Source organism: Streptomyces regalis, assembly GCF_001509475.1.
Classification (GTDB): Bacteria; Actinomycetota; Actinomycetes; order Streptomycetales; family Streptomycetaceae; genus Streptomyces; species Streptomyces regalis.
Map to the genome: position 1 here is coordinate 168,504 of NZ_LLZG01000115.1, position 20,568 is coordinate 189,071.

General features: G+C 70.0%; 21 protein-coding genes and 1 pseudogene. 12 read left to right on the forward strand and 10 right to left on the reverse strand.

Features of this window, described 5'->3' with window-relative positions; all coding sequences use genetic code 11:
* The first annotated feature begins 29 nt into the window (after positions 1–29).
* Positions 30–1,388, forward strand: a complete 1,359-nt coding sequence (locus ADL12_RS17315; protein ID WP_062703380.1) for a nicotinate phosphoribosyltransferase — start codon at positions 30–32, stop codon at positions 1,386–1,388.
* 136 nt (positions 1,389–1,524) lie between these two features.
* Positions 1,525–2,115 carry an isochorismatase family protein gene (locus ADL12_RS17320; protein WP_062703382.1) on the forward strand — a complete coding sequence of 197 codons (591 nt, stop codon included), beginning with the start codon at positions 1,525–1,527 and terminating at the stop codon, positions 2,113–2,115.
* 103 nt (positions 2,116–2,218) lie between these two features.
* Here ADL12_RS17320 and ADL12_RS17325 read toward each other — a convergent pair whose 3' ends face one another.
* Together ADL12_RS17325 and ADL12_RS17330 are read right to left on the reverse strand one after the other, a co-directional pair.
* A complete protein-coding gene (locus ADL12_RS17325) occupies positions 2,219–2,566 on the reverse strand; it encodes a hypothetical protein (protein WP_062703385.1) in 348 nt (115 codons plus the stop codon).
* Between the two features lie 122 nt (positions 2,567–2,688).
* A complete protein-coding gene (locus tag ADL12_RS17330; RefSeq protein ID WP_079052089.1) occupies positions 2,689–5,037 on the reverse strand; it encodes an immune inhibitor A domain-containing protein in 2,349 nt (782 codons plus the stop codon).
* A 397-nt stretch (positions 5,038–5,434) separates the two neighbouring features.
* Here ADL12_RS17330 and ADL12_RS17335 point away from each other — a divergent pair, with 397 nt between their 5' ends.
* Entirely contained in the window at positions 5,435–5,686 is a 252-nt protein-coding gene (locus tag ADL12_RS17335) for a hypothetical protein (protein WP_062703489.1), read from the forward strand.
* Between the two features lie 7 nt (positions 5,687–5,693).
* Here ADL12_RS17335 and ADL12_RS17340 read toward each other — a convergent pair whose 3' ends face one another.
* Entirely contained in the window at positions 5,694–6,335 is a 642-nt protein-coding gene (locus tag ADL12_RS17340; protein WP_062703387.1) for an RDD family protein, read from the reverse strand.
* A gap of 89 nt (positions 6,336–6,424) precedes the next feature.
* Complete coding sequence (locus ADL12_RS17345; protein WP_062703389.1) at positions 6,425–8,005, reverse strand: RDD family protein; 1,581 nt, start codon at positions 8,003–8,005, stop codon at positions 6,425–6,427.
* A gap of 262 nt (positions 8,006–8,267) precedes the next feature.
* Here ADL12_RS17345 and ADL12_RS17350 point away from each other — a divergent pair, with 262 nt between their 5' ends.
* On the forward strand, positions 8,268–8,681 hold the full coding sequence (locus ADL12_RS17350; RefSeq protein ID WP_062703391.1) for an SsgA family sporulation/cell division regulator: 414 nt from the start codon (positions 8,268–8,270) through the stop codon (positions 8,679–8,681).
* A gap of 23 nt (positions 8,682–8,704) precedes the next feature.
* Here the strand turns inward: ADL12_RS17350 and ADL12_RS17355 are convergent, their stop codons facing one another.
* From ADL12_RS17355 to ADL12_RS58465, 3 genes and pseudogenes are all read right to left on the reverse strand, one after another.
* The gene (locus tag ADL12_RS17355; RefSeq protein WP_062703491.1) at positions 8,705–10,111 is read right to left on the reverse strand and encodes an FAD-binding oxidoreductase; all 1,407 of its coding nucleotides are present in this window, start codon (positions 10,109–10,111) and stop codon (positions 8,705–8,707) included.
* Positions 10,112–10,196: 85 nt separating this feature from the next.
* Positions 10,197–10,256, reverse strand: a complete 60-nt coding sequence (locus ADL12_RS58460) for a hypothetical protein (protein ID WP_425265106.1) — start codon at positions 10,254–10,256, stop codon at positions 10,197–10,199.
* A gap of 104 nt (positions 10,257–10,360) precedes the next feature.
* Positions 10,361–10,420 (reverse strand): annotated as a pseudogene (locus ADL12_RS58465) (hypothetical protein); the annotation flags it as partial.
* A 43-nt stretch (positions 10,421–10,463) separates the two neighbouring features.
* On the opposite strand from ADL12_RS58465, the gene ADL12_RS17360 reads away from it, so the two are divergent.
* The gene (locus ADL12_RS17360; RefSeq protein WP_425265107.1) at positions 10,464–11,837 is read left to right on the forward strand and encodes a tetratricopeptide repeat protein; all 1,374 of its coding nucleotides are present in this window, start codon (positions 10,464–10,466) and stop codon (positions 11,835–11,837) included.
* A 6-nt stretch (positions 11,838–11,843) separates the two neighbouring features.
* Here the strand turns inward: ADL12_RS17360 and ADL12_RS17365 are convergent, their stop codons facing one another.
* Positions 11,844–12,710: a phage baseplate protein gene (locus tag ADL12_RS17365; RefSeq protein WP_062703393.1), complete on the reverse strand. Its 867-nt coding sequence runs from the start codon at positions 12,708–12,710 to the stop codon at positions 11,844–11,846.
* 111 nt (positions 12,711–12,821) lie between these two features.
* On the reverse strand, positions 12,822–13,967 hold the full coding sequence (hppD, locus tag ADL12_RS17370; RefSeq protein ID WP_062703395.1) for a 4-hydroxyphenylpyruvate dioxygenase: 1,146 nt from the start codon (positions 13,965–13,967) through the stop codon (positions 12,822–12,824).
* Between the two features lie 137 nt (positions 13,968–14,104).
* On the opposite strand from hppD, the gene ADL12_RS17375 reads away from it, so the two are divergent.
* The 7 genes from ADL12_RS17375 to ADL12_RS17405 all read left to right on the forward strand — a co-directional run bounded on the left by ADL12_RS17375 (position 14,105) and on the right by ADL12_RS17405 (position 19,779).
* The gene (locus ADL12_RS17375; protein WP_062703398.1) at positions 14,105–14,584 is read left to right on the forward strand and encodes an Lrp/AsnC family transcriptional regulator; all 480 of its coding nucleotides are present in this window, start codon (positions 14,105–14,107) and stop codon (positions 14,582–14,584) included.
* A gap of 25 nt (positions 14,585–14,609) precedes the next feature.
* A complete protein-coding gene (locus ADL12_RS17380) occupies positions 14,610–15,257 on the forward strand; it encodes an ABC transporter permease (RefSeq protein ID WP_062703400.1) in 648 nt (215 codons plus the stop codon).
* Positions 15,250–16,488 carry an ABC transporter ATP-binding protein gene (locus ADL12_RS17385; RefSeq protein WP_062703402.1) on the forward strand — a complete coding sequence of 413 codons (1,239 nt, stop codon included), beginning with the start codon at positions 15,250–15,252 and terminating at the stop codon, positions 16,486–16,488. Before ADL12_RS17380 ends, ADL12_RS17385 begins: the two co-directional genes overlap by 8 nt.
* Positions 16,489–16,559: 71 nt before the next feature.
* Positions 16,560–17,336, forward strand: coding sequence for an ABC transporter permease (locus ADL12_RS17390; RefSeq protein WP_062703404.1), 777 nt, complete (start codon positions 16,560–16,562; stop codon positions 17,334–17,336).
* A 683-nt stretch (positions 17,337–18,019) separates the two neighbouring features.
* Positions 18,020–18,940 carry a glycine betaine ABC transporter substrate-binding protein gene (locus ADL12_RS17395; protein WP_062703406.1) on the forward strand — a complete coding sequence of 307 codons (921 nt, stop codon included), beginning with the start codon at positions 18,020–18,022 and terminating at the stop codon, positions 18,938–18,940.
* A 54-nt stretch (positions 18,941–18,994) separates the two neighbouring features.
* Positions 18,995–19,579 (forward strand): ArsR/SmtB family transcription factor, encoded by a 585-nt coding sequence (locus ADL12_RS17400; RefSeq protein ID WP_062703408.1) that lies wholly within the window; start codon positions 18,995–18,997, stop codon positions 19,577–19,579.
* A gap of 14 nt (positions 19,580–19,593) precedes the next feature.
* Positions 19,594–19,779 (forward strand): hypothetical protein, encoded by a 186-nt coding sequence (locus ADL12_RS17405; RefSeq protein WP_062703410.1) that lies wholly within the window; start codon positions 19,594–19,596, stop codon positions 19,777–19,779.
* Here ADL12_RS17405 and ADL12_RS17410 read toward each other — a convergent pair.
* A complete protein-coding gene (locus tag ADL12_RS17410) occupies positions 19,776–20,567 on the reverse strand; it encodes a YlbL family protein (RefSeq protein ID WP_062703413.1) in 792 nt (263 codons plus the stop codon). The two genes, ADL12_RS17405 and ADL12_RS17410, sit on opposite strands and share 4 nt — an antisense overlap.
* Between the last annotated feature and the right edge of the window lies 1 nt (position 20,568).

The window sequence follows — 20,568 nt, forward strand, 5'->3', positions numbered from 1 at the left end:
CCCGGAGAATCGTGGCTAGGAGAGCTTTCGTGGATGTAGCGGACCTTGGGCTGCCGGTGGATGTTCCCTCGACGGCGCTCTTCACGGATCAGTACGAGTTCACGATGCTGCAGGCCGCCATGAAGGCGGGCACCGCCGAGCGGCGGAGCGTGTTCGAGGTCTTCACCCGGCGACTGCCCGAGGGGCGGCGCTACGGCGTCGTGGCGGGCACCGGCCGTGTGCTGGACGCCGTCGAGAACTTCCGCTTCGACGCCGACGTCCTCGGCTTCCTGCGCGAGCGGAAAATAGTCGACGAGGAGACCCTGGCGTGGCTCGCGGGCTACCGCTTCTCCGGCGACATCTGGGGCTACCCCGAGGGCGAGGTCTACTTCCCGGGCTCGCCGATCATGCGGGTCGAGGGCACCTTCGCCGAGTGCGTGCTGCTGGAGACCGTGATCCTGTCCATCCTCAACCACGACTCCGCGACAGCCGCGGCCGCCTCACGCATGTCGTCGGCGGCCGGTGACCGCCCGATCATCGAGATGGGCGCCCGGCGCACACACGAGCTGGCCGCGGTGGCCGCCTCCCGCGCCGCGTACGTCGGCGGCTTCACCTCCACCTCCGACCTGGCCGCCGGCTTCCGTTACGGCATCCCCACCGTCGGCACCAGCGCCCACGCCTTCACCCTCCTGCACGACCGCGAGCGGGACGCCTTCCAGGCCCAGGTCAACTCCATGGGCCGCGGCACCACGCTGCTCGTGGACACGTACGACGTCGCCGAGGCGGTCCGTACGGCCGTGGAGGTCGCCGGGCCCGAGCTGGGCGCCGTCCGCATCGACTCGGGCGACCTGCTGCTGGTCGCGCACCGGGTCCGGCAGCAGCTGGACGAGCTGGGCGCGACCAGCACGAAGATCATCGTGACCTCCGACCTGGACGAGTACGCCATCGCCTCGCTGGCGGCGGCGCCGGTGGACGCGTACGGCGTCGGTACCCAGCTGGTGACCGGGTCCGGGCATCCGACCTGCTCAATGGTCTACAAGCTGGTCGCCCGCGCCGAGTCCGCCGACCCCGGTGCGCCGCTGGTGCCGGTGGCGAAGAAGTCGACCGGCGGCAAGACCTCCATCGGCGGCCGCAAGTGGGCCGCGCGGCGCCTCGACGAGTACGGCGTCGCGGAGGCCGAGGTCGTCGGCACCGGGCCGGTTCCGGCGGAGCTCGCCGAACGGCAGCTGCTGGTCGAGCTGGTCAAGGGCGGTGACGTGGTGGCGCGCGAGTCGCTGGACGTCGTACGGGACCGGCATACAGCCGCTCGCGCCAATCTGCCGCTGTCCGCGACGCAGCTCTCGCGCGGGGAGCCTGTCATCCCGACGGAGTATGTCAACGGGCGCTCGGGTAGCCGGACAGGGGCGTGAAGCGAGTGCGCCCTGCGTGCTCACCCCGTGCCCCCTCCCGCGCCGTGCCCGAAGTCTCTAGGCTCGGAAGTTCACGGCCGGGCCCGCAGGCTTTCACCGTCCCGACCTCAGCGTCCATAACCGAAGGACACCGACCATGCGCCGCGCCTTGATCGTCGTAGATGTGCAGAACGACTTCTGCGAGGGAGGCAGCCTCGCGGTGGCCGGCGGTGCCGACGTGGCCGCCGCCGTCACCGAGCTGATCGGGCAGGCGGCCGGGTCCGGCTACCAGCACGTCGTAGCCACCCGCGACCACCACATCGCCCCCGGCGGTCACTTCTCCACGAACCCCGACTTCGCCCACTCCTGGCCGGCGCACTGCGTCGCCGGCACGGAGGGCGTCGGGTTCCACCCGAACTTCGCCCCGGCCGTCGCCTCCGGCGCGATCGACGCCGTGTTCGACAAGGGGGCGTACGCGGCGGCGTACAGCGGGTTCGAGGGGGCCGACGAGAACGGGGTGAAGCTGGCGGACTGGCTGCGGGCCAGGGAGGTCTCGGAGGTGGACGTGGTGGGGATCGCCACGGACCACTGCGTGCGGGCGACCGCGCTGGACGCGGTACGCGCGGGCTTCCGTACGCACGTGCTGCTGGATCTGACCGCCGGGGTGGCGACGGAGAGTACCGAGCGGGCGCTGGAGGAGATGCGGGAGGCGGGGGTCGAGCTGTCGGGGAAGCCGGTCGTCGCGTAGCGCTCCGCGGGGGTGCCGCGAATGGCCGTCGGCGGCTGCGGGCGCGTCGTGGCTGGTCGCGCCCGCGCGGCGGAGCCGCATATCGGCACAGCCCCGCGCCCCTTTAGGTCGTTGCCGCCGGGCGCCTCATCAGTGCCCTGATCGGGTGCCACAGCTCCTGTGCGAGTTCGGGACCGCCCGTGCCGACACCGATGTCAGGAGCCGTTCGCCATATCAGGCCGTCGGGGTGGTGCAGGACCGCCGTGATCTCGTCCGGGGTCGGCGGGGCGGCGTTGCCCCGCAGGTAGACGGCCCGCATGCCCAGGTTGCGGAGCCTGGTCAGGGCTCGGGCGCGGTTGTGGGCGTGGACGAGGACACGGACGCAGCCCGTGCCGTCGGCGGTGGGTCTGGGCAGGTTCAGCGCCACCACCACGCTGCCGGTCGGCAGCTTGCAGAAACCTCCTGCGGCCATGCGGTCACACCCCCGTGCGAGTCGGTGTCAATAAGGGAAGCACAGGGTGCACCTAAACACGATCGGCGGCAACCCCGCCAGGGGGCTGCCGCCGATCACGCTCTGACCTGCTAAAACGCTGTTTACTTCACCGCAGCGCCGACCTCGACCGTGATCGTCGAGCCGTCCCAGGCCTCCTTGATGATCTTGATCTTGGTGTTGGTGTCAGTGATCTTGACGCCCGCGAACGGGGTCGCCGCGTCGTAGTACGTGTTGGTGCGGTCGTTGAAGACCGGCACCCCCGCACGCGACGGGATCTTCATCGCGACGTCCGCGTTGTGCAGCGTCATGCCGTCCGTGCGGAACCGGCTGAACGGCGAGTCGTAGGACTGGATGCGGTTGCGGATCAGCGTGCCGTCGGACCACTTCAGCGCGGTCGGGTGGGAGTCGACCGGGAGGACGAGGCCCACACCGGGGTGCTTGCTGGTGTTGTTGTCCGCCTGGGAGGTGTCCCACTTCCAGATCAACAGGCCGTTCTGGTACGCGTAGTGCTCCACCCAGTCCGGACGGGTCGACGAGAAGCCGAAGTTGTACGGGCCCGTCTTCAGGGTCTTGTCGTACGACACGTACTGGCGGTTCTCGGCGATGTAGTACTGCGCGTAGTCGTCCGTGATGGACCCGCCGATGCGCTTGAAGCCCTTCGTCGCCCAAGCGGCGTCCGCGCTCTCGGCGTTGTCGGCAAACAGGGCCGTGCCGTCGGCGGTCACGGTGATCTGGTCGGCCGCGAAGCCCTTCTGGGCCACGCCGCCGTCCGTCTGGTAGCGGAAGCGCAGGTCGATCTTCTTGCCCGCGTAGGCGTCGAGCGGGAAGACCAGCTTCTTGTAGGCGTCCACCGTGCCGGTGAGCGCGGGCTTGCCGCTGGCGTCCTTCGGGAGCGCCGCGCCGTCGACGGTGCCGTCGACCGCCGTCCAGTTGGCGCCGCCGTCGGTCGAGACCTCGGTGTAGAGGTAGTCGAACTCGGCCTCGATGTCGTACCAGCCGTCGAGCGTGAGCGAGGCGGAGGACTTGCCCGTGAGGTCCACGGAACGGGTCAGCGTGTTGGCGAGGTTGTCGCCGCTGCCGCTCCACCACTGGTTCGCGCCCTGGGCCGGCTCCACGATCGGCGTGGTGACCGTCTTCTTGGGCAGCTCGACGACGAGGGCCTGCTTGTGCCGGGTGTTGTACTCGGCCACGCCCAGCTTGTGCTCGGACTCCGTCGCGGCCTTCGCCTTGTCGTAGTTCAGCCAGCCCAGCTGCAGCTTGTCCCAGGCGGTCATGTCGCCGGGCAGGTCACCGATGGCGTCCTTGCCGGTGCCGAGCCAGGAACCGGAGGACATCAGGGTCCAGAAGCCGGTGGAGTTCTCGCCGCCGGAGGTGTCGTAGTGGTCCGGCAGACCGAGGTCGTGGCCGTACTCGTGGGCGAAGACGCCGAGCCCGCCGTTCTCCGGCTGGATGGTGTAGTCGCCGACCCAGATGCCGGTGGAGCCGATCTGCGCGCCGCCCAGCTTGTTGTCCGCGGGGCCAGTGGCACCGGCGTCGGTGCCGAACGCGTACCAGCGGTGGGCCCAGATCGCGTCGGTGCCCTGCGCGCCGCCGCCCGCGGACTCGTCCTCACCGGCGTGCACGATCTGGAAGTGGTCGATGTAGCCGTCGGCCTCGTTGAAGTTGCCGTCGCCGTCGAAGTCGTAGCGGTCCCACTGGTCGAACTGCGCGACGGCCGCCTTGATCTCGGCGTCGGTCTTCCCAGCTGCCTTCTGCTGGGCGACCCACGCGCTCAGACCGTCGCTGACGACGTTCCAGACGCTGGAGCAGTTGGTCTGGCCGCAGGCGTTGTTGCCGTAACGGGCCTCGTTGTAGGGGACCTTGACCCAGTCGGCGACCTCGCCCTCGATCGAGTAGCGGCCCGAGGACTGCTTCTCGTAGTACTTCTTCATCGACTCGACGTTCTTGCCGGTGCCGAAGTAGAGGTCCTGGTAGTGCTTCTGGTTGTAGTCCGCCTGCCAGGCCGTCGAGTTGTCCTGCTCGCGGTCGGGCTGGGCTATCTGGTTGTGGGCCGGGCCGGGCGTGCCGCCGAACTCACCGATCTTGTCGCCGAACTCGACCAGGATCGTGAAGATCTTGTCGGTCTTCTCGCGGCCCAGCTCGACGTACTTGCTGTCGCCCTTCTTGCTCTTGAGCTCGACGACCTGCGAGCCCGCGCGCTCCTTCACCTTGGCCTTGCCGGATATGACCTGGTTCAAGGCTTCTTCGCGCTGAGCCTCCTGAGTCTTGCTCAGGGGGCCTTCCAGGTCGTGGTCGACGGAAGTGTGCTCCGCCGGGTCGTGCCGCTCCACGGATGCCGCCGAGGTGTCTTCGCCGGCCTGCGCCACCGCGTAGGTCGAGCCCGTCGCCGCGGCCGCCGCGAGCGCGACGGCGGTTGCCGCCGCTCTGAACGTCCAGGATCTGCTGGTCACTTGCTTCCTCCCCCGCGTCCGGGCACGCGGAAGGAAGGGTCCTGGTCATGGAGTTTCCGCGCGCGCCTGATCAACGCGTGTAGTCAAGTGACGACATTTGACTAGAGGTTAAGCAGAAAAGACAGACCTTGACTTGAACACCTCAATTGCACTATGCGGAGTCAATGTTCGTTTAACGAACAACGATCTTTCTTCAACGGGCGCGTGGCGCCGTCCACTTGGTGGACCGCATGACTCCGTGCGCCCCCTGTGCACCGGCACTGTTGGTTAGGTCACGCTTACGGTTTGTTCCCCTCGGGCATGCACGCGGTTAGAGTCGGATGGCGGAACGCCCGGACGTCGGCGGAAAGCCAGGCCGAGACCCCCGTGCACCCCAGATTCCGAGGACACGATGATCATGCCTCGTCCGACTGCCGCACAGCTCTCCTACGGCTCGTGCACCGTGATCTTCTCGACGCTCGCCATGCTGCTGCTGTCCCAGACGCGTTCGGGTGTGGGGATCGCGGTCATCGCCGTCTCGGCGCTCATGCTCGGGCTGCTGGTCGCCATGACGGTGCCGATGCCGAAGAAGCCTCGCGTGGTGGCGCTGCGCAAGCCCGCCGCCGCGGAACGGGAACAGACCGAAGAACCGGTGCTGACCCAGTCCTGACCCGTTCTCACGCATTGGTGCTGACCACCACCGTCTTCGCCGACTTGTCATGCAGGCCCTGCTTGTAGGGCCGGTCGAAGAAGCTCCAGCCGCCGCAGATCGCGGTCCAGACACAGGCGCAGCAGAACGCGAACGGGATCCACAGCACCGCCGCCCGGATCAGCGCGGTCTGCACGGAGGGCGTGGCACCGTTGTCGAGGTTGGCCACCCGCAGGTTGAGCAGCTTCTTGCCGAGCGTCTGCCCCGTCCTGACGGTCATGTAGGTGTCGTAGCCGATGAAGAGCAGGGCGGCGATCAGCGACTGCACGAAGGACTTGCTGTACTCCACGTCGTCGGCGTCCACGTCGTACTCGGTGACGCCGAAGCCCCAGGTGAGCAGCCAGACCACGACGCCCACGAGGATCATGTCGATGATGCGCGCCAGCGTGCGCTTGCCGCTGTCGGCGAGTGGCGGCATCCCGGCGAGCGGGTCGGCGGGGTAACCGCCGCCGCCGTACGGGCCGCCGCCGGAGGGGGGCGGCGGCTGACCGCCGTACGGGGGCTGCTCGCCGTACGGCGAGCCCGAGCCCCCGGACGGCGGGGGCTGCTTCCTGAACGGGTCGTCTTCCGGGGGCTGCTGACCGGAGCCGGGAGGCGGTTCACTGCTCATGGCCCGAGTCGACCGCGAACCCCCCGGCTTCGCATCCGGCGCGGGGCCGTCCGGAGTACGGAATCGTCCGGGCCGTTTGCCGTATGCGGTCAGCCCGCGACGAACGTACGCGCCGCCTTGTCGTGCCAGCACTGGTGCCACGGCCGGTCGAACAAGCACCACAGGACGCCGACGATCCCGATGCCGAGCAGGCCGGGAATGCTGTAGACGAGCCAGCGGCGCAGCGCGGGACCGAAGGTCGGGGGCTCGTGGGCCTCGATGTCCCGCACCTCCAGACCGAGCACCTTCTTGCCGAGCGTGCGGCCCCACTTGACGGTGGGCACGACCTCGTAGACGACACCGAACAGGAGCAGGACAGCCAGGACGATGCCGAGATACGTCGACGTCGTGCCGTCCAGCAGCCAGACGGTGACCGTCTCGCCGGAGAGCTTGGCGGCGTCGATCTTGTCGTTGACGTGGTCGAGCGCCTGGGTGCCCAGCGGCACGGCGGCCACCGCGGTGACGGCGGCCAGCACGACGGTGTCCAGCAGCCGTGCGGCCAGCCGCTTGCCGAGGCCGGCGGGGCGTGCGGCGGCCTGGCGCCTGGCGGCCGCCTGGAAGATGTCCTCGACCGGGGGCTTCCAGGGCGCGACCGGCTGGTCGTCGTCGGCCGGGCCCGCGAGCCGGTGGACCTGCTGCGCCCAGGAAGACTGGCCGCCACCGGCACCGGGACTCATGGGCGCGGACGCCGCGGCCGCGGACTGGGGGCCGGCCTGCTGGGGGACGGTCGGGGCGGCCTGCTGCGGGCCGGAGAGAGCCGTGGGGGCAACACCGGGCGCCTGGGCGGCAGCCGCGGCCTGAGCGCCCGCCTGAGGCTGCCCCTGGGCCTGTCCCTGGGTCACCGCGGCGCGCTCGGCGGCGGCCTTCCCGGCACCGAAGCCGGGGCCCTGCGGGGCACCGGCCGCCGAGGGGTGGTGGGCATCCGGATGAGCGGCGCCCGGGCCGGCGGACGCGCCCGTGCTCCCGGCCTGCGCCCCGGCCGCCCCGCCCTGCTGCCCCGTGCGCGGGGACAGCGCGCGGATGGCCATGGTGCCGTCGACGGGCGCGGAGCCGGCGGGGTTCGGGATACGGGGAGTGGCCTGCCCCGAGGCGCCGGACGCCGACGCTCCCCCGGACTCCGCGACCGGCCGGCGGATCATGAACGTGTCACCGGAGGCGACGCCCCCGGCGCCCGCGTCCGGCTCGGCGGGCGGGACGGAGGCAGTGCCGTCCGCACGGGCGCCGTGGCCGTCCGGGTCCCTCGGGTCGGCGCCCTGCTGGGCACCCCAGGAGACGCGGCGGTCCTGGTCGCCGCCGAAGCCGGACTGGTGGGCGGAGTCGGCGCCCCAGGCGGACGCCGGCTCGGGGCGGCTGCCGTGCTGGGCGTCGGCCTGCGGGGGCGCCTGGGCCGGGTCCTCGTCGAAGAAGTGCGGGCCCGTCTCCTCGAGCGGGGCGGCCGAGGCCGACGTGGGCTGGGCCGGGTTCGCGCCCGGGGGCGGGGCGAGCGGTTCGCCGTCCGTCGGTGCCGGACGGCTGGTGCCCGGTACCCATGAGGCACCGTTCCAGTACCGGACATATCCAGGAATGGACGGGTCCGGGTAATACCCTTCGCGGGGCCTGTCGTCACCGGGGGCCGGGGTTGGGGCGCTCATGTCCGTCGTCCGGTATCTGCTCGAGGGTCGATTGGGGGCCTCCACATCTATCAGACGGACGCAACCAGCACCGCCAGTCCCGTAGGACCCACTCCTATCCGGGCAACCTCGTACACGTACTTCACATGTACGGAACCGCCCCGGGAACAGGCCGGAAAAAACTTCTGCGAACCCGCGTAATGATCCGCCCCTCTCCTCGCTCTCCACTCGTACGGGCCCGCCCACAGGACCCGCACGCGTCACGAGAGAGGACACCCACGCCATGCATCACACCGTCGTAGAGCGCGAACTGGAGCTCAAGCTGATCCTGTCGCCCGAGCGCCGCATCGCCGTCCCGGCGCTGCTGAGCTATCACAGCGACGACCCGTACGCCGTCCACGTCACCTTCCACATCAACTCCGAGCACCCCGTGTACTGGACGTTCTCCCGCGATCTGCTGGTCGAGGGGGTGTTCCGGCCGTGCGGGCACGGGGATGTGCGGGTGTGGCCGACGAAGGTCGAGGGCCGCAGCGTCGTGCTCATGGGGCTGAGTTCGCCCGACGGGGACGCCCTGCTGGAGGCGCCGGCGGCGCCGGTGTCGGCCTGGCTGGAGCGGACGCTCAGGGTGGTGCCCCCGGGGACCGAGGGCGAGCAGCTGGGGATCGACGACGCGCTCGACCAGTTGCTCGCCCAGTGAGCCGTACCGACCGAAGGGACGGGTCAGAACAGCTTGCCCGGGTTCAGGATGCCCAGCGGGTCGAAGGCCCGCTTGATCGCCCGCTGCATCTCGATCCCCACCGGGCCGATCTCGCGCGCCAGCCACTCCTTCTTCAGGACGCCCACGCCGTGCTCGCCGGTGATCGTGCCGCCGAGTTCCAGGCCGAGGGCCATGATCTCGTCGAAGGATTCGCGGGCGCGCCCGGACTCGTCCGGGTCGGTCGCGTCGAAGCACACGGTCGGGTGGGTGTTGCCGTCGCCGGCGTGCGCGACGACCCCGATGGTGAGTTGGTGCTTCTCGGCGATCCGCTCGACGCCCTCGATGAGGTCGCCGAGCCTGGACCGGGGCACGCACACGTCGTCGATCATCGTCACGCCCCGCACCGCTTCCAGCGCGGTGAGGGACAACCGCCGCGCCTGGAGGAGGAGTTCGGACTCGGCCGCGTCGTCCGCCGGGACCACCTGGGTGGCGCCGGCCGCCTCGCAGAGCGCGGCGACCGCGGCGAGGTCCGGGGCGGGGTCCGGGGTGTCGAAGGCGGCGAGGAGGAGGGCCTCGGTCGTTTCCGGCAGTCCCATGTTCGCGATGTCGTTGACCGCTTTGACCGTCGTACGGTCCATCAGTTCGAGCAGTGACGGGACGTGCCCGCCGGCCATGATCCGGCACACGGCGTCGCAGGCGGCGGCAGCGGACGCGAACTCGGCGGCGAGGACCAGCTGCTGCGGCGGCTGCGGCTTCAGCGCCAGGACGGCCCGTACGACGATGCCGAGCGAGCCCTCGGAGCCGACGAAGAGGCGGGTCAGGTCGTATCCCGCGACGCCCTTGGCCGTACGGCGGCCCGTGGACATCAGGCGTCCGTCGGCGAGGACGACGTCCAGGCCGAGGACGTACTCGGCCGTCACCCCGTACTTCACACAGCACAGGCCGCCCGAGGCTGTGCCGATGTTGCCGCCGATCGTGCACATCTCCCAGCTGGAGGGGTCCGGCGGGTAGTAGAGGCCCTGTTCGTTGACCGCGCGGGAGAGGGCGGCGTTGATGACGCCGGGCTCGACGACCGCGATGCGGTCGACCGGGTTGATCTCCAGGATGCGGTCCATCTTGGTCAGGGACAGCACGATGCAGCCGTCGGAGGCGTTGGCCCCGCCCGACAGGCCCGTGCGGGCGCCCTGCGGGACGACCGGGACGCGCAGCTCGGTGGCGGTGCGCATGACGTGCTGGACCTCTTCGACGGTCCGCGGCAGGACGACCACGGCGGGGGCGCCGGCCGGGCAGAAGCTGGCCATGTCGTTGGCGTAGGAGCCCGTGACGTCGGGGTCGGTGAGGACGGCCTCGGCAGGCAGACCCGCGAGCAGCCGCTCGGTGAGGTCACCCCGGGCCTGGTCGGGTGCGGCTTCGGTACGGCTCATGATCACAGCGTGACACCCGGGGCCATCGGTGTGAACCCCGCGTACGGCAGCCGGCGGCAGACGGGTGTGGTCGTCGTATTGACGCAAGGTTTCACGCACAGTGATCGCCATGGAGAACAGCCCCATGGAGAACAGCGCCGCGGAGAACGATGCCACGGAGAACAGCTCCGCGGAGAACGACGCCTCGAAGAACGAGAACGCCCCCTCGGAGAGCGACGTCTCGGAGAGCGACGTCTCGGAGAGCGACGTCTCGGAGAGCGACGTCTCGGAGAGCGACGTCTCGGAGAGCGACGTCTCGGAGAATGCACAGCCCACGCCGGACCGGTCGCGTATCCGGCAACGGGTGCTGATCGCCGCGGTGGCGGGGTGTGCCGTGCTCGGCGGGGTGCTGGCGCTGCTGCCGTGGGGGCCGGCCGGGACGCGGGAGGCCGCACCACCGGCACCGGGTGCGCAGGCGCTCACCGCGGTCACCACGGGGGTGCCGGCCGCCCTGCCCGACCTGGCGGTACTGATCGACGAGCGCGAGGCCCATCTGCGGACGCATCCCCGGGATGCGAAGTCGTGGGCGGTGCTGGGGGTGGCGTATGTGGAGCAGGGGCGGCGGACCGCGGAACCGGTGAACTACCCGAAGGCCGAGAAGGCGCTGCGTACGTCGCTGAGGGTGCGGGCGAGGAACGCCGAGGCGCTGAACGGCATGGCGGCGCTGGCGAACGCCCGGCGGGACTACCGGGCGGCGCTGACGTGGGGCGAGGCGGCGCTTCAGGTGAACCGGAAACGCTGGACGACGTATCCGCAGCTGATCGACGCGTACACGGGGCTGGGCGAGTACAAGGCGGCCAAGCGGACCCTGGACCGGCTGCTGAAGCTGCGCTCGGGGCCGGCGGTGCAGGCGCGGGCGGCGGCCGTCTACCGGGACCGGGGCCGGCGTGAGGACGCGGCGGCGGCGCTGTCCGACGCGGCGGCGGCCGCCGAAGCCCCGGCCGAGCGGGCGGGCTATCTCGAACGCGCCGGTCAACTCGCCTGGGAACGCGGCGACTTGGACGTGGCGCTGCGGCACTTCCAGGAGGCGGTACGCCTCGACCCCGACCAGCGGGCCGCGCTCGCCGGGCAGGGGCGGACGATGGCGGCGCTGGGCCGCACGACGGAGGCGCTGAACGCCTACCGGGTGGCGCTCGCCAAGCAGCCGTGCCCCGAGTACGCGCTGGAACTGGGCGAGTTGTACGAATCGCTGGGGCTGGGGCAGGCGGCGCGCGTGCAGTACGACCTGCTGCGGGAGCGGGCGGCGCGGGCCGCGGCGGGCGGGGTGGACGAGGAGCTGGTGCTGGGCCTCTTCGAGGCGGACCACGGCCACGCGCCGTCCGCGGTACGGCGGCTGCGGACCGAGTGGCGGCGCCAGCCCGGGATCGCGGTGGCCGACGCGCTGGGGTGGGCGCTGCACCGGTCCGGGGAGGACAAGGAGGCGTTGAAGTTCGCCAGGATCGCGACCGACAAGGCGCACGGGGGTGGGGTGCGCAGTGCGCTGTACGTGTATCACCGGGGGATGATCGAGCGGGAACTGGAGCTGGCGGGGCCCGCGCGGCGGCATCTGCAGGAGGCGCTGCGGATCAATCCGCACTTCTCGCCGACGCGGGTGCCGCTGGCGGAGGCCGCGTTGAAGGAGCTGGGCGAGCCGTCGATTCAGGACGTACCGGAGATGGACGCGGAAGTGGACGCGAAGCCGCGGCGCGGGTGAGCTGCGTCATGCCTTGTGCGGCTTGTAGTAGATCGAGAACCTGCGCTCCCCCGCCGCCCCCGAGGCGAGTCCCAGCAGCAGCCGCGGCCCCGGTCCGGCGCCGTGGCGGACGGCCAGGCCCTCCGGCTCGCGGTGGTCGAGGGAGTGGCCGGCCTCCGTGCGCCGCCGCTGGACCAGCTTGCCGGTGTGGATGTCGAGGCAGGAGAGGTAGGTGTTGCCGCGCTTCGCACGCGGGTTGGACTTGGCGTCGTACGCCGTCCCGGCCAGCTGGTAGATGAGGTCGCCGTGCAGGGCGTGCCCCTGGAACGGGATCTCGGGGTCGGGGTGCGCGCCGGTCTGCGCGAAGTCGGCTATCGGTGCGGAGTAGTCACGGGCGACGAAGGCGTCCAGGTCCCAGACGCGGTAGCGGGGCTTGCCGTCGATGCGGTGGCGGACGGCGATGCGCTCGGTGGCCATGCAGACCGACGGCTGGTTGTTGGTGGAGCCCGGGATCGGGTGGCGGACCTTGACGTCCTTCTCCGTGCGGACGGCGCCGTCGACGAAGCGGAAGCGGGTGACGCCCTGGCCGTAGCCGTCGTCGGCGTCGGCCTCGGTCCAGATCCACACCGTGCCGTCGGAGGCGTTCTGCACGCCCATGCTGACCCCGTGCCCGAAGTTCTGGAGGTACATGTGGCCCAGCCGCTTGCCCTGGAGGTCGAGCTTGTTCAGGCACAGGTTCCCGGCCTTGCCGCCGCCGCGCCGGAGTTGGAGGGCGTACAGGTGCCGGTTCACCTCGTCAAAGGCGAACGACTGAAGGACGGTGCCCTCCTTGAGGGTTCCCTTCTGCCACAGCCAGCGGACGGCCGGTACGGCGAGGTCGATGCGTGCGTTCACTGTCCACCCCAGGTCCTGTGGGCGCTCCCCTGAGCGCCCGGCAGGACCTGAGAGTGTCAACCTCGCTTTATTGGTTGCATGTTCTACGAATTCACAGGTTTCGCAGCAGCCTCAGAGGTTGCCACGCTTGGCCTGCTCCCTCTCGATCGCCTCGAACAGGGCCTTGAAGTTGCCCTTGCCGAAGCCCATCGAGCCGTGCCGTTCGATGATCTCGAAGAAGACGGTCGGACGGTCCTGGACCGGCTTGGTGAAGATCTGCAGCAGGTAGCCGTCCTCGTCGCGGTCGGCGAGGATCTTCAGCTCGCGCAGGGTCTCGACGGGGACGCGGGTGTCGCCGACCCACTCGCCGAGGGTGTCGTAGTACGAGTCGGGGGTGTCGAGGAACTGCACGCCTGCCGCACGCATCGTGCGTACCGTCGCCACGATGTCGTTCGTGTTGAGCGCGATGTGCTGGACGCCGGCGCCGCCGTAGAACTCCAGGTACTCGTCGATCTGGGACTTCTTCTTGGCGATGGCGGGCTCGTTGATCGGGAACTTGACCTTGAGCGTGCCGTCGGCCACGACCTTCGACATCAGCGCGCTGTACTCGGTCGCGATGTCGTCGCCCACGAACTCCTTCATGTTCGTGAAGCCCATGACCTTGTTGTAGAAGCCGACCCATTCGTTCATACGGCCGAGCTCTACGTTGCCGACGCAGTGGTCGATGGCCTGGAAGGTGCGCTGGGCGGGCGGTTCGACCATCGGCGCGGCGGAGACGTAGCCGGGGAGATACGGGCCCTCGTAGCGGGTGCGCTCGACGAGGGTGTGGCGGGTCTCGCCGTACGTCGCGATGGCGGCCAGGACGACCGTGCCGTGCTCGTCCTTCAGCTCGTACGGCTCGGCCACCGAGCGGGCGCCGTGTTCGAGGGCGTAGGCGTACGCGCGGCGGGCGTCCGGGACCTCGATGGCGAGGTCGATGACGCCGTCGCCGTGCTCGGCCACGTGCTGGGCGAGGAAGTGGCCCCAGGTGGTGGCGGGCTTGATGACGGAGGTGAGGACGAAACGGGCGGAGCCGTTCTCCAGCACGTAGCTCGCGGTCTCGCGGCTGCCGTTCTCCGGTCCGGAGTAGGCGACCAGCCGCATGCCGAAGGCGGTCGAGTAGTAGTGCGCCGCCTGCTTGGCGTTGCCCACGGCGAAGACGACCGCGTCCATTCCCTTGACCGGGAAGGGATCGGCCTGCCGGGCGGTGTCGGGAGTGTGGTGTGTGGTCTGCGTCATAGCCGCAGCCTCACCCGGCCCGGCAAGGTGCGCAATAGTTTGCGTATCCACTGGGCAATCTGTTCAGTGTTTCGCCAGTGTAGGCGGACTTTCTGTACAGGATGACCACCGTGAAGAGGGAGAGAGGGCGGGCTGTCGTGGCGATCGATCATCTGGACGGGCGGATCATCGTGCTGCTGGCGCGGGAGCCGCGGATCGGGGTGCTGGAGATGTCCCGGCGGCTGGGGGTGGCCCGCGGGACGGTGCAGGCGCGGCTCGACCGGCTTCAGTCGAACGGAGTCATCCGCGGATTCGGGCCCGAGGTGGATCCGGCCGCGCTCGGATATCCGGTCACCGCCTTCGCCACACTGCAGATCCGGCAGGGGCAAGGGGCCGACGTACGGGCGCACTTGGCGACCGTGCCGGAGGTGCTGGAGCTGCACACGACCACCGGCACCGGGGACATGATGTGCCGGCTGGTGGCGCGTTCCAACGCCGATCTCCAGCGTGTGATCGACCGGGTTGTCGGTTTCGATGGGATCGTCCGGGCCTCCACCGCGATCGTGATGGAGAACGCCGTTCCGCTGCGGATCATCCCGCTGGTGGAGCAGGCGGCCCAGGACCGGGAGAGCAGCTAGCCACGACCTGGTGGGGTGAGTCCGAGTGAGCTTCTGGGAGTACCTGGGCAACCGTCACCAGCAGCTGCTCACCGACGCCTACCAGCACGCCAGCGCCGTCCTCCAGTGCATGGTCGTGGCGACCCTGCTCGGGGTGCTGATCGGTGTGGCCACCTACCGCAGCGACCTGGCCGGCAGTCTCGCCACGACGACCACCTCGACCATCCTGACCATTCCGTCGCTCGCCATGATCGGTCTGCTCATCCCGATCGTGGGGCTGGGCGTACCGCCCACGGTGATCGCATTGACGCTGTACGGGCTGCTGCCGATCGTGCGCAACGCGATCGTCGGGCTGCGCGGCGTCGACCCGTCGCTGGTGGACGCCGCCCGCGGCATTGGGATGTCCCGGCCGGCCCAGCTGCTGAAGGTGGAGCTGCCGCTGGCCTGGCCGCCGATCCTGACCGGGATCCGGGTCTCGACGCAGATGCTGATGGGCATCGCGGCGATCGCGGCGTACGCCTCCGGCCCCGGCCTCGGCAATGTGATCTTCCGCGGCCTCGCCTCGCTGGGCAGCGCGAACGCACTCAACCAGGTGCTCGCGGGCACTCTCGGGATCATCGTCCTGGCGCTGCTGTTCGACGCCGCGTACGTCCTGCTGGGACGGCTGACCATTCCCAGGGGGATCCGTGCCTGAGAACGGCCGTCATGGAGCCTCCATCGAGCTGGAGAACCTGACCAAGCGGTATCCCGGCAATACGCAGCCGGCCGTGGACAACGTGAGCATGGAGATCAAGGCGGGCGAGGTGGTCATCTTCGTCGGTCCCTCGGGGTGCGGGAAGTCCACCACGCTCAAGATGATCAACCGGCTGATCGAACCGACCGGTGGCCGCATCCGCATCAACGGCGAGGACGTCACCGACATCGACCCGGTGAAGCTGCGCCGCAAGGTCGGCTACGCCATCCAGTCCGCCGGCCTGTTCCCGCACATGACGGTCGCGCAGAACATCGCGCTCGTACCGAGGATGATCGGCTGGCCGAAGGGCCGGATCGCGTCGCGGGTCGAGGAGTTGCTCGACCTGGTCGGCCTGGACCCCGGGGAGTTCCACGGCCGCTATCCGCGTCAGCTCTCCGGCGGGCAGCAGCAACGCGTGGGCGTGGCGCGGGCGTTGGCGGCCGATCCTCCCGTCCTGCTGATGGACGAGCCGTTCGGCGCGGTCGACCCGATCACCCGTGATCATCTCCAGGACGAGTTGATCAGGCTGCAGCACGAGCTGCACAAGACGATCGTCTTCGTCACGCACGACTTCGACGAGGCGATCAAGCTCGGCGACCGCATCGCCGTGCTGCGCGAACGGTCGCACATCGCTCAGTTCGACACCCCCGAGGCGATCCTCACCAACCCGGCGGACGACTTCGTGTCCGGGTTCGTGGGCGCCGGGGCGGCGTTGAAGCGGCTGAACCTGACCCGCGTACGGGATGTGGAGGTCACCGACTATCCGACGGTGACCGTCGACGACCCGCTCCAGGAGATCTTCAACCGGCTCCGGTCCAGCGGCACCAACGAGATCCTGCTCCTCGACAAGCGGGGCCGGCCGTACAAGTGGCTCCGGCGCGGCGACCTGATGTGGGCCAGGGGTTCGCTGGCGCGGGCGGGGACGCTGGTGCACGACACGGTGACCCGGGACGCCACGCTGCGGGACGCCCTGGAAGCGGTCCTCATCGACAACGCGGGGCGGGTCGCGGTGACCGGGCGACGCGGTGAGTACACCGGCGTCGTCGACATGGAGACGCTGATGAACTCCGTGCACGAGCTGCTGGAGGCCGACCGGCTGGAAGCGCTGGAGGCCCAGCACGAGCTGGAGGAGGCCCGGGCCGACCGGACACATGCCGAGCAGGAGGGCATCGGAGGGGAGGCGAAGGCGTGACCGCTCCCGAGGCTCCAGAGGCTTCTGAGGTTCCCGAGGCTTCCGAGCCGACGCTTGCGGAGGACACCGGGGTGACCGGGGAGGCCCCCTCCCCCGCGCCCACGAAGCCCCCGGCCCGCAAGGTGAGTTGGCAGAAGTTGACCGTCCTGCCCACCCTGCTGGTGGCGATGCTGCTCGCGACCTGGCTGTGGTTTGAGCAGGCCGACCTGGACACGGTCTCCGAGAACGCGCTGGCGAACGGCCAGGTCTCCAAGGCCCTGTGGCAGCACATCGAACTCACGGTGATCTCCACCTTCTTCGTGCTGATCATCGCGATCCCGCTGGGCATCCTGCTCACCCGGCGGGCGTTCCGAAAGGCCACCCCGGTGGCCATGGCGTTCGCCAACATGGGCCAGGCGACCCCCGCGATCGGCCTCCTCGCCCTGCTGGTGATCTGGCTGGGCATCGGCCGGAGAGCGGCCCTGATCGGCATGATCGCCTACGCCGTCCTGCCGGTGCTGTCCAACACGATCGCCGGTCTGAAGGCGAACGACCCGACCCTGCTGGAGGCGGCGCGCGGCATCGGCATGTCCCCGACGGGGGTGCTGACACGGGTGGAACTACCGCTCGCGGTCCCACTCATCCTCGCGGGCGTGCGCACGGCCCTGGTCCTGAACGTCGGTACGGCGACCCTGGCGGTCTTCGGCGGAGGCGGCGGCCTGGGCGTCCTGATCACGGCCGGCATCACCAACCAGCGCATGCCGGTACTGGTACTGGGCTCAATCCTCACGGTCGCCCTGGCCCTGCTGGTGGACTGGCTGGCGTCACTGGCGGAACTGCTGCTGCGGCCACGGGGGTTGGAGACGTGAGGCGCCCTGTGAGCCTGTCGTCGGCGGGGCTGCTGGGTGCGGGGGTGCCGGTGGCGGCGAGGCTACTGGTGGCGGGGCGACGGGTGGCCAGGTTGCTGATGACGGCGCGACAGGCGACAACGCTGCCGGTCACGGGGCGACGGGTGGCCAGGCTGCTGATGACGGCGCGACAGGCGACAACGCTGCCGGTCACGGGGCGACGGGTGGCCAGGCTGCCGGTCACGGGGCGACAAGCGACAACGCTGCCGGTCACGGGGCGACAAGCGACAACGCTGCCGGTCGCGGGGCGACAGGCGGCCAGGCTGCCGGTCACGGGGCGACAGGCGACAACGCTGCCGGTCACGGGGCGACAGGCGACAACGCTGCCGGTCACGGGGCGACGGGTGGCCAGGCTGCTGGTGGCGGGGCGCCGGGCGGCAACGCCGCTGACCGCGGGACGACAGGCAGCCAGGCTGCTGATGACGAAGCAACCGTCAGCCACACCACCGACCGCCGGGCGCCCGACAGCAACACCACCAGCCGCAGGACGACAGGCGGCAACTCCGACAGTCGCGGGACGGCAGACGGCCAGGTTGCTGATGGCGGAGCGACAATCGGCAACACCACCGACCGCGAGGCGCCGGACGGCAACACCACCGGCCGCAGGACATCAGACAGCAAGGCTGCTGCTCGCGGCACTGCTGATGGCGACCTCCGGCTGTGGTCTGACCAGCGGCTCCCCCATGGCCGACGACGTGCGGCCCGGCACGATCGGACGCGGTGAGCCGCTGAAGGGCGCCGATCTGACGGTGACGTCGAAGTCGTTCACCGAGCAGCTCATCCTCGGCGCGATCATGGGCATCGCCTTCGAGGCGGCCGGCGCGGAGGTGCTCGACCGCACCGGGATCCAGGGCTCCATCGGCAGCCGCGAGGCGGTCAGGAAGGGGGACGCGGACGCCGGGTACGAGTACACGGGCACGGCCTGGATCACGTACCTGGGCCGCAGCGAGCCCATCCCCGACCCGCGCGAGCAGTGGGAGGCGGTGCGCGAGGCCGACGCGAAGAACGGGGTGAGCTGGCTGGCGCCCTCCGCGCTGAACAACACCTACGCCCTGGCGATGAACCAGTCCAACCACAAGAAGTACGGCACGAACACGCTCTCCGACGTCGCCGCACTGTCGAAGTCCGACCCCGATGCCGTGACGCTCTGCGTGGAGGTGGAGTTCGCCAACCGGGCGGACGGGCTGCCGGGCATGCAGCAGGAGTACGGGATGAGCGCGCCGACGAAGAACATCACGCAGATGGACACCGGGATCATCTACACCCAGGCCGCGAAGGGGAGTTGCGTCTACGGCGAGGTCTTCACCACGGACGGCCGCATCAAGTCGATGAACCTGGCGGTGATGGCGGACGACAAGAAGTTCTTCCCCAACTACAACGCCGCCCCCATGATCAACTCCGCGACCCTGAAGAAGTGGCCGGCGATCGCGGACGTCCTCGACCCGATCACCAAGAAGCTGAACAACGCGGTGGCGCAGGACCTGAACGCGAAGGTGGATGTGGACGGGGAGGACCCGCATCAGGTGGCGCTGGACTGGATGAAGGAGGAGGGGTTCGTGAAGTAACGAGTTCCAAAGAACCCGTTGCAAAGGAGTTTTTGCATAGATACCTTTGTACGCATGACGGAGTCCGACCAGCCCAAGGTGCACAACCTCGACGCCCGTTCCCTGCGTGGGCTCGCCCACCCCCTGCGCATGCAACTGCTCGACGCCCTGCGCTTCAGCGGGCCGGCCACCGCGTCCCAACTCGCCGAAAGACTGGGCGAGTCCAGTGGGGCCACCAGCTACCACCTACGCCAGCTCGCAGCCCACGGCTTCGTCGAGGACGACCCCGAGCGGGGCAAGGGGCGGGAGCGGTGGTGGAGGGCGGCGGTGCAGGGGCTGCGGTTCGACGACGCCCTCCTGCACGATGCGAACCCCGACGTACGCGGGGCGGCCGACCTGTATCTGCACGAGGTCGCCACCGCACAGGCCCGGGAGCTGTCGACCTGGCTCGGCACCCGCCAGGAGTGGTCCGAGGAGTGGAACCGCAGCACGGACATGAGCAGCATGACGCTCCGCCTGACCCCGCAGCTCGCGAGCGAACTCGCCCACAAGATCCACGACTTGGTCAACAGCTACCGCGACCGGCCCGATGCCGAGGACGACCCCGAGGCGAGCACCGTTCGCGTGCAGACCCGCACCTTCCCCTTCAGCACGGACTGAGAGGCCGAAGCCCGATGCAGCACCCCGAGACCCGCCTCGCCCTGCACCACGCCCGCGCCGCCCACCTCCGAGCCGAGGCGCACGCGCACGCCCTCGCGGCCGGCGTCAAACCCGCCCGGGACCTGCGTACGAGGGTCGGCTGGACCCTCGTAGAAGTCGGCCTGCGCCTCGCGGCCCCGAGGCCGGCGCTGAACACCTAGCAGCTGGGGACGGAACCCTTCCCGCTGTCCAGCGCCTCCAGCGCCCCCACCGCCCCCTTCAGCGTGGTCACCGGGATCAGCCGCAGCCCCTTCGGCAGTTCCGCCTTCGCGTCGGAGCACTCTTCCTTCGGTACCAGGAAGACCGTCGCCCCGTCCCGCTTGGCCGCCTGGGTCTTCAGGGACACGCCGCCGACGGCGCCGACCTTGCCGGCGGCGTCGATCGTGCCCGTACCGGCGATGGTGCGGCCGCCCGTGAGGTCGTCGTCGGCGCCGGTGCCGTTGAGCTTGTCGATGATCCCCAGGGAGAAGAGGAGGCCGGCGCTGGGGCCGCCGACGTCCGCGAGCTTCAGGGTGACCTTGATGTTCTTGTCGTTGAGGTCCAGGTAGTTCAGCGCGGCCTCGGTCGCGGCGTCCTGGGACTCCTTCATCTGCTCGGTGTTGTACTGCTCGATCTCCCGGGTGCTGCGGCCGCTGGGATAGACCGAGTCGCGCGGCATGACCGCCTTGTCCGTACGGAACCAGGCGTCGATCACGTCGCCGAGCCGCACGTCCGTGTCGGGGGAGGTGGCCTCGATGGTCGTCATCCGCAGCTCGCCGCTCGTGTCGCGGGTCGGCGCACCGGAGATGGTGATCACCGGGTCGCCCTTGTTCTCGCCCAGCACATTCGCCGTCAGGCCGGGCTGCGCCACCGAGAACGGCAGCGGCGCGAAGGCAGCCGTGGCGAGCAGGGCCACGACCGGCAGGGCGCAGACGGCGACGGCTCGGGGGCGCGTGAGACGAGAGAGCACG

Coding starts and splice junctions, on each gene's coding strand:
- ADL12_RS17405 (WP_062703410.1), top strand. CDS start 19,594: ATGCAGCACCCCGAGACCCGCCTCGCCCTGCACCACGCCCGCGCCGCC.
- ADL12_RS17340 (WP_062703387.1), bottom strand. CDS start 6,335: ATGAGCAGTGAACCGCCTCCCGGCTCCGGTCAGCAGCCCCCGGAAGAC.
- ADL12_RS17400 (WP_062703408.1), top strand. CDS start 18,995: ATGACGGAGTCCGACCAGCCCAAGGTGCACAACCTCGACGCCCGTTCC.
- ADL12_RS17395 (WP_062703406.1), top strand. CDS start 18,020: ATGGCGACCTCCGGCTGTGGTCTGACCAGCGGCTCCCCCATGGCCGAC.
- ADL12_RS17320 (WP_062703382.1), top strand. CDS start 1,525: ATGCGCCGCGCCTTGATCGTCGTAGATGTGCAGAACGACTTCTGCGAG.
- ADL12_RS17335 (WP_062703489.1), top strand. CDS start 5,435: ATGCCTCGTCCGACTGCCGCACAGCTCTCCTACGGCTCGTGCACCGTG.
- hppD (WP_062703395.1), bottom strand. CDS start 13,967: ATGACGCAGACCACACACCACACTCCCGACACCGCCCGGCAGGCCGAT.
- ADL12_RS17345 (WP_062703389.1), bottom strand. CDS start 8,005: ATGAGCGCCCCAACCCCGGCCCCCGGTGACGACAGGCCCCGCGAAGGG.
- ADL12_RS17350 (WP_062703391.1), top strand. CDS start 8,268: ATGCATCACACCGTCGTAGAGCGCGAACTGGAGCTCAAGCTGATCCTG.
- ADL12_RS17325 (WP_062703385.1), bottom strand. CDS start 2,566: ATGGCCGCAGGAGGTTTCTGCAAGCTGCCGACCGGCAGCGTGGTGGTG.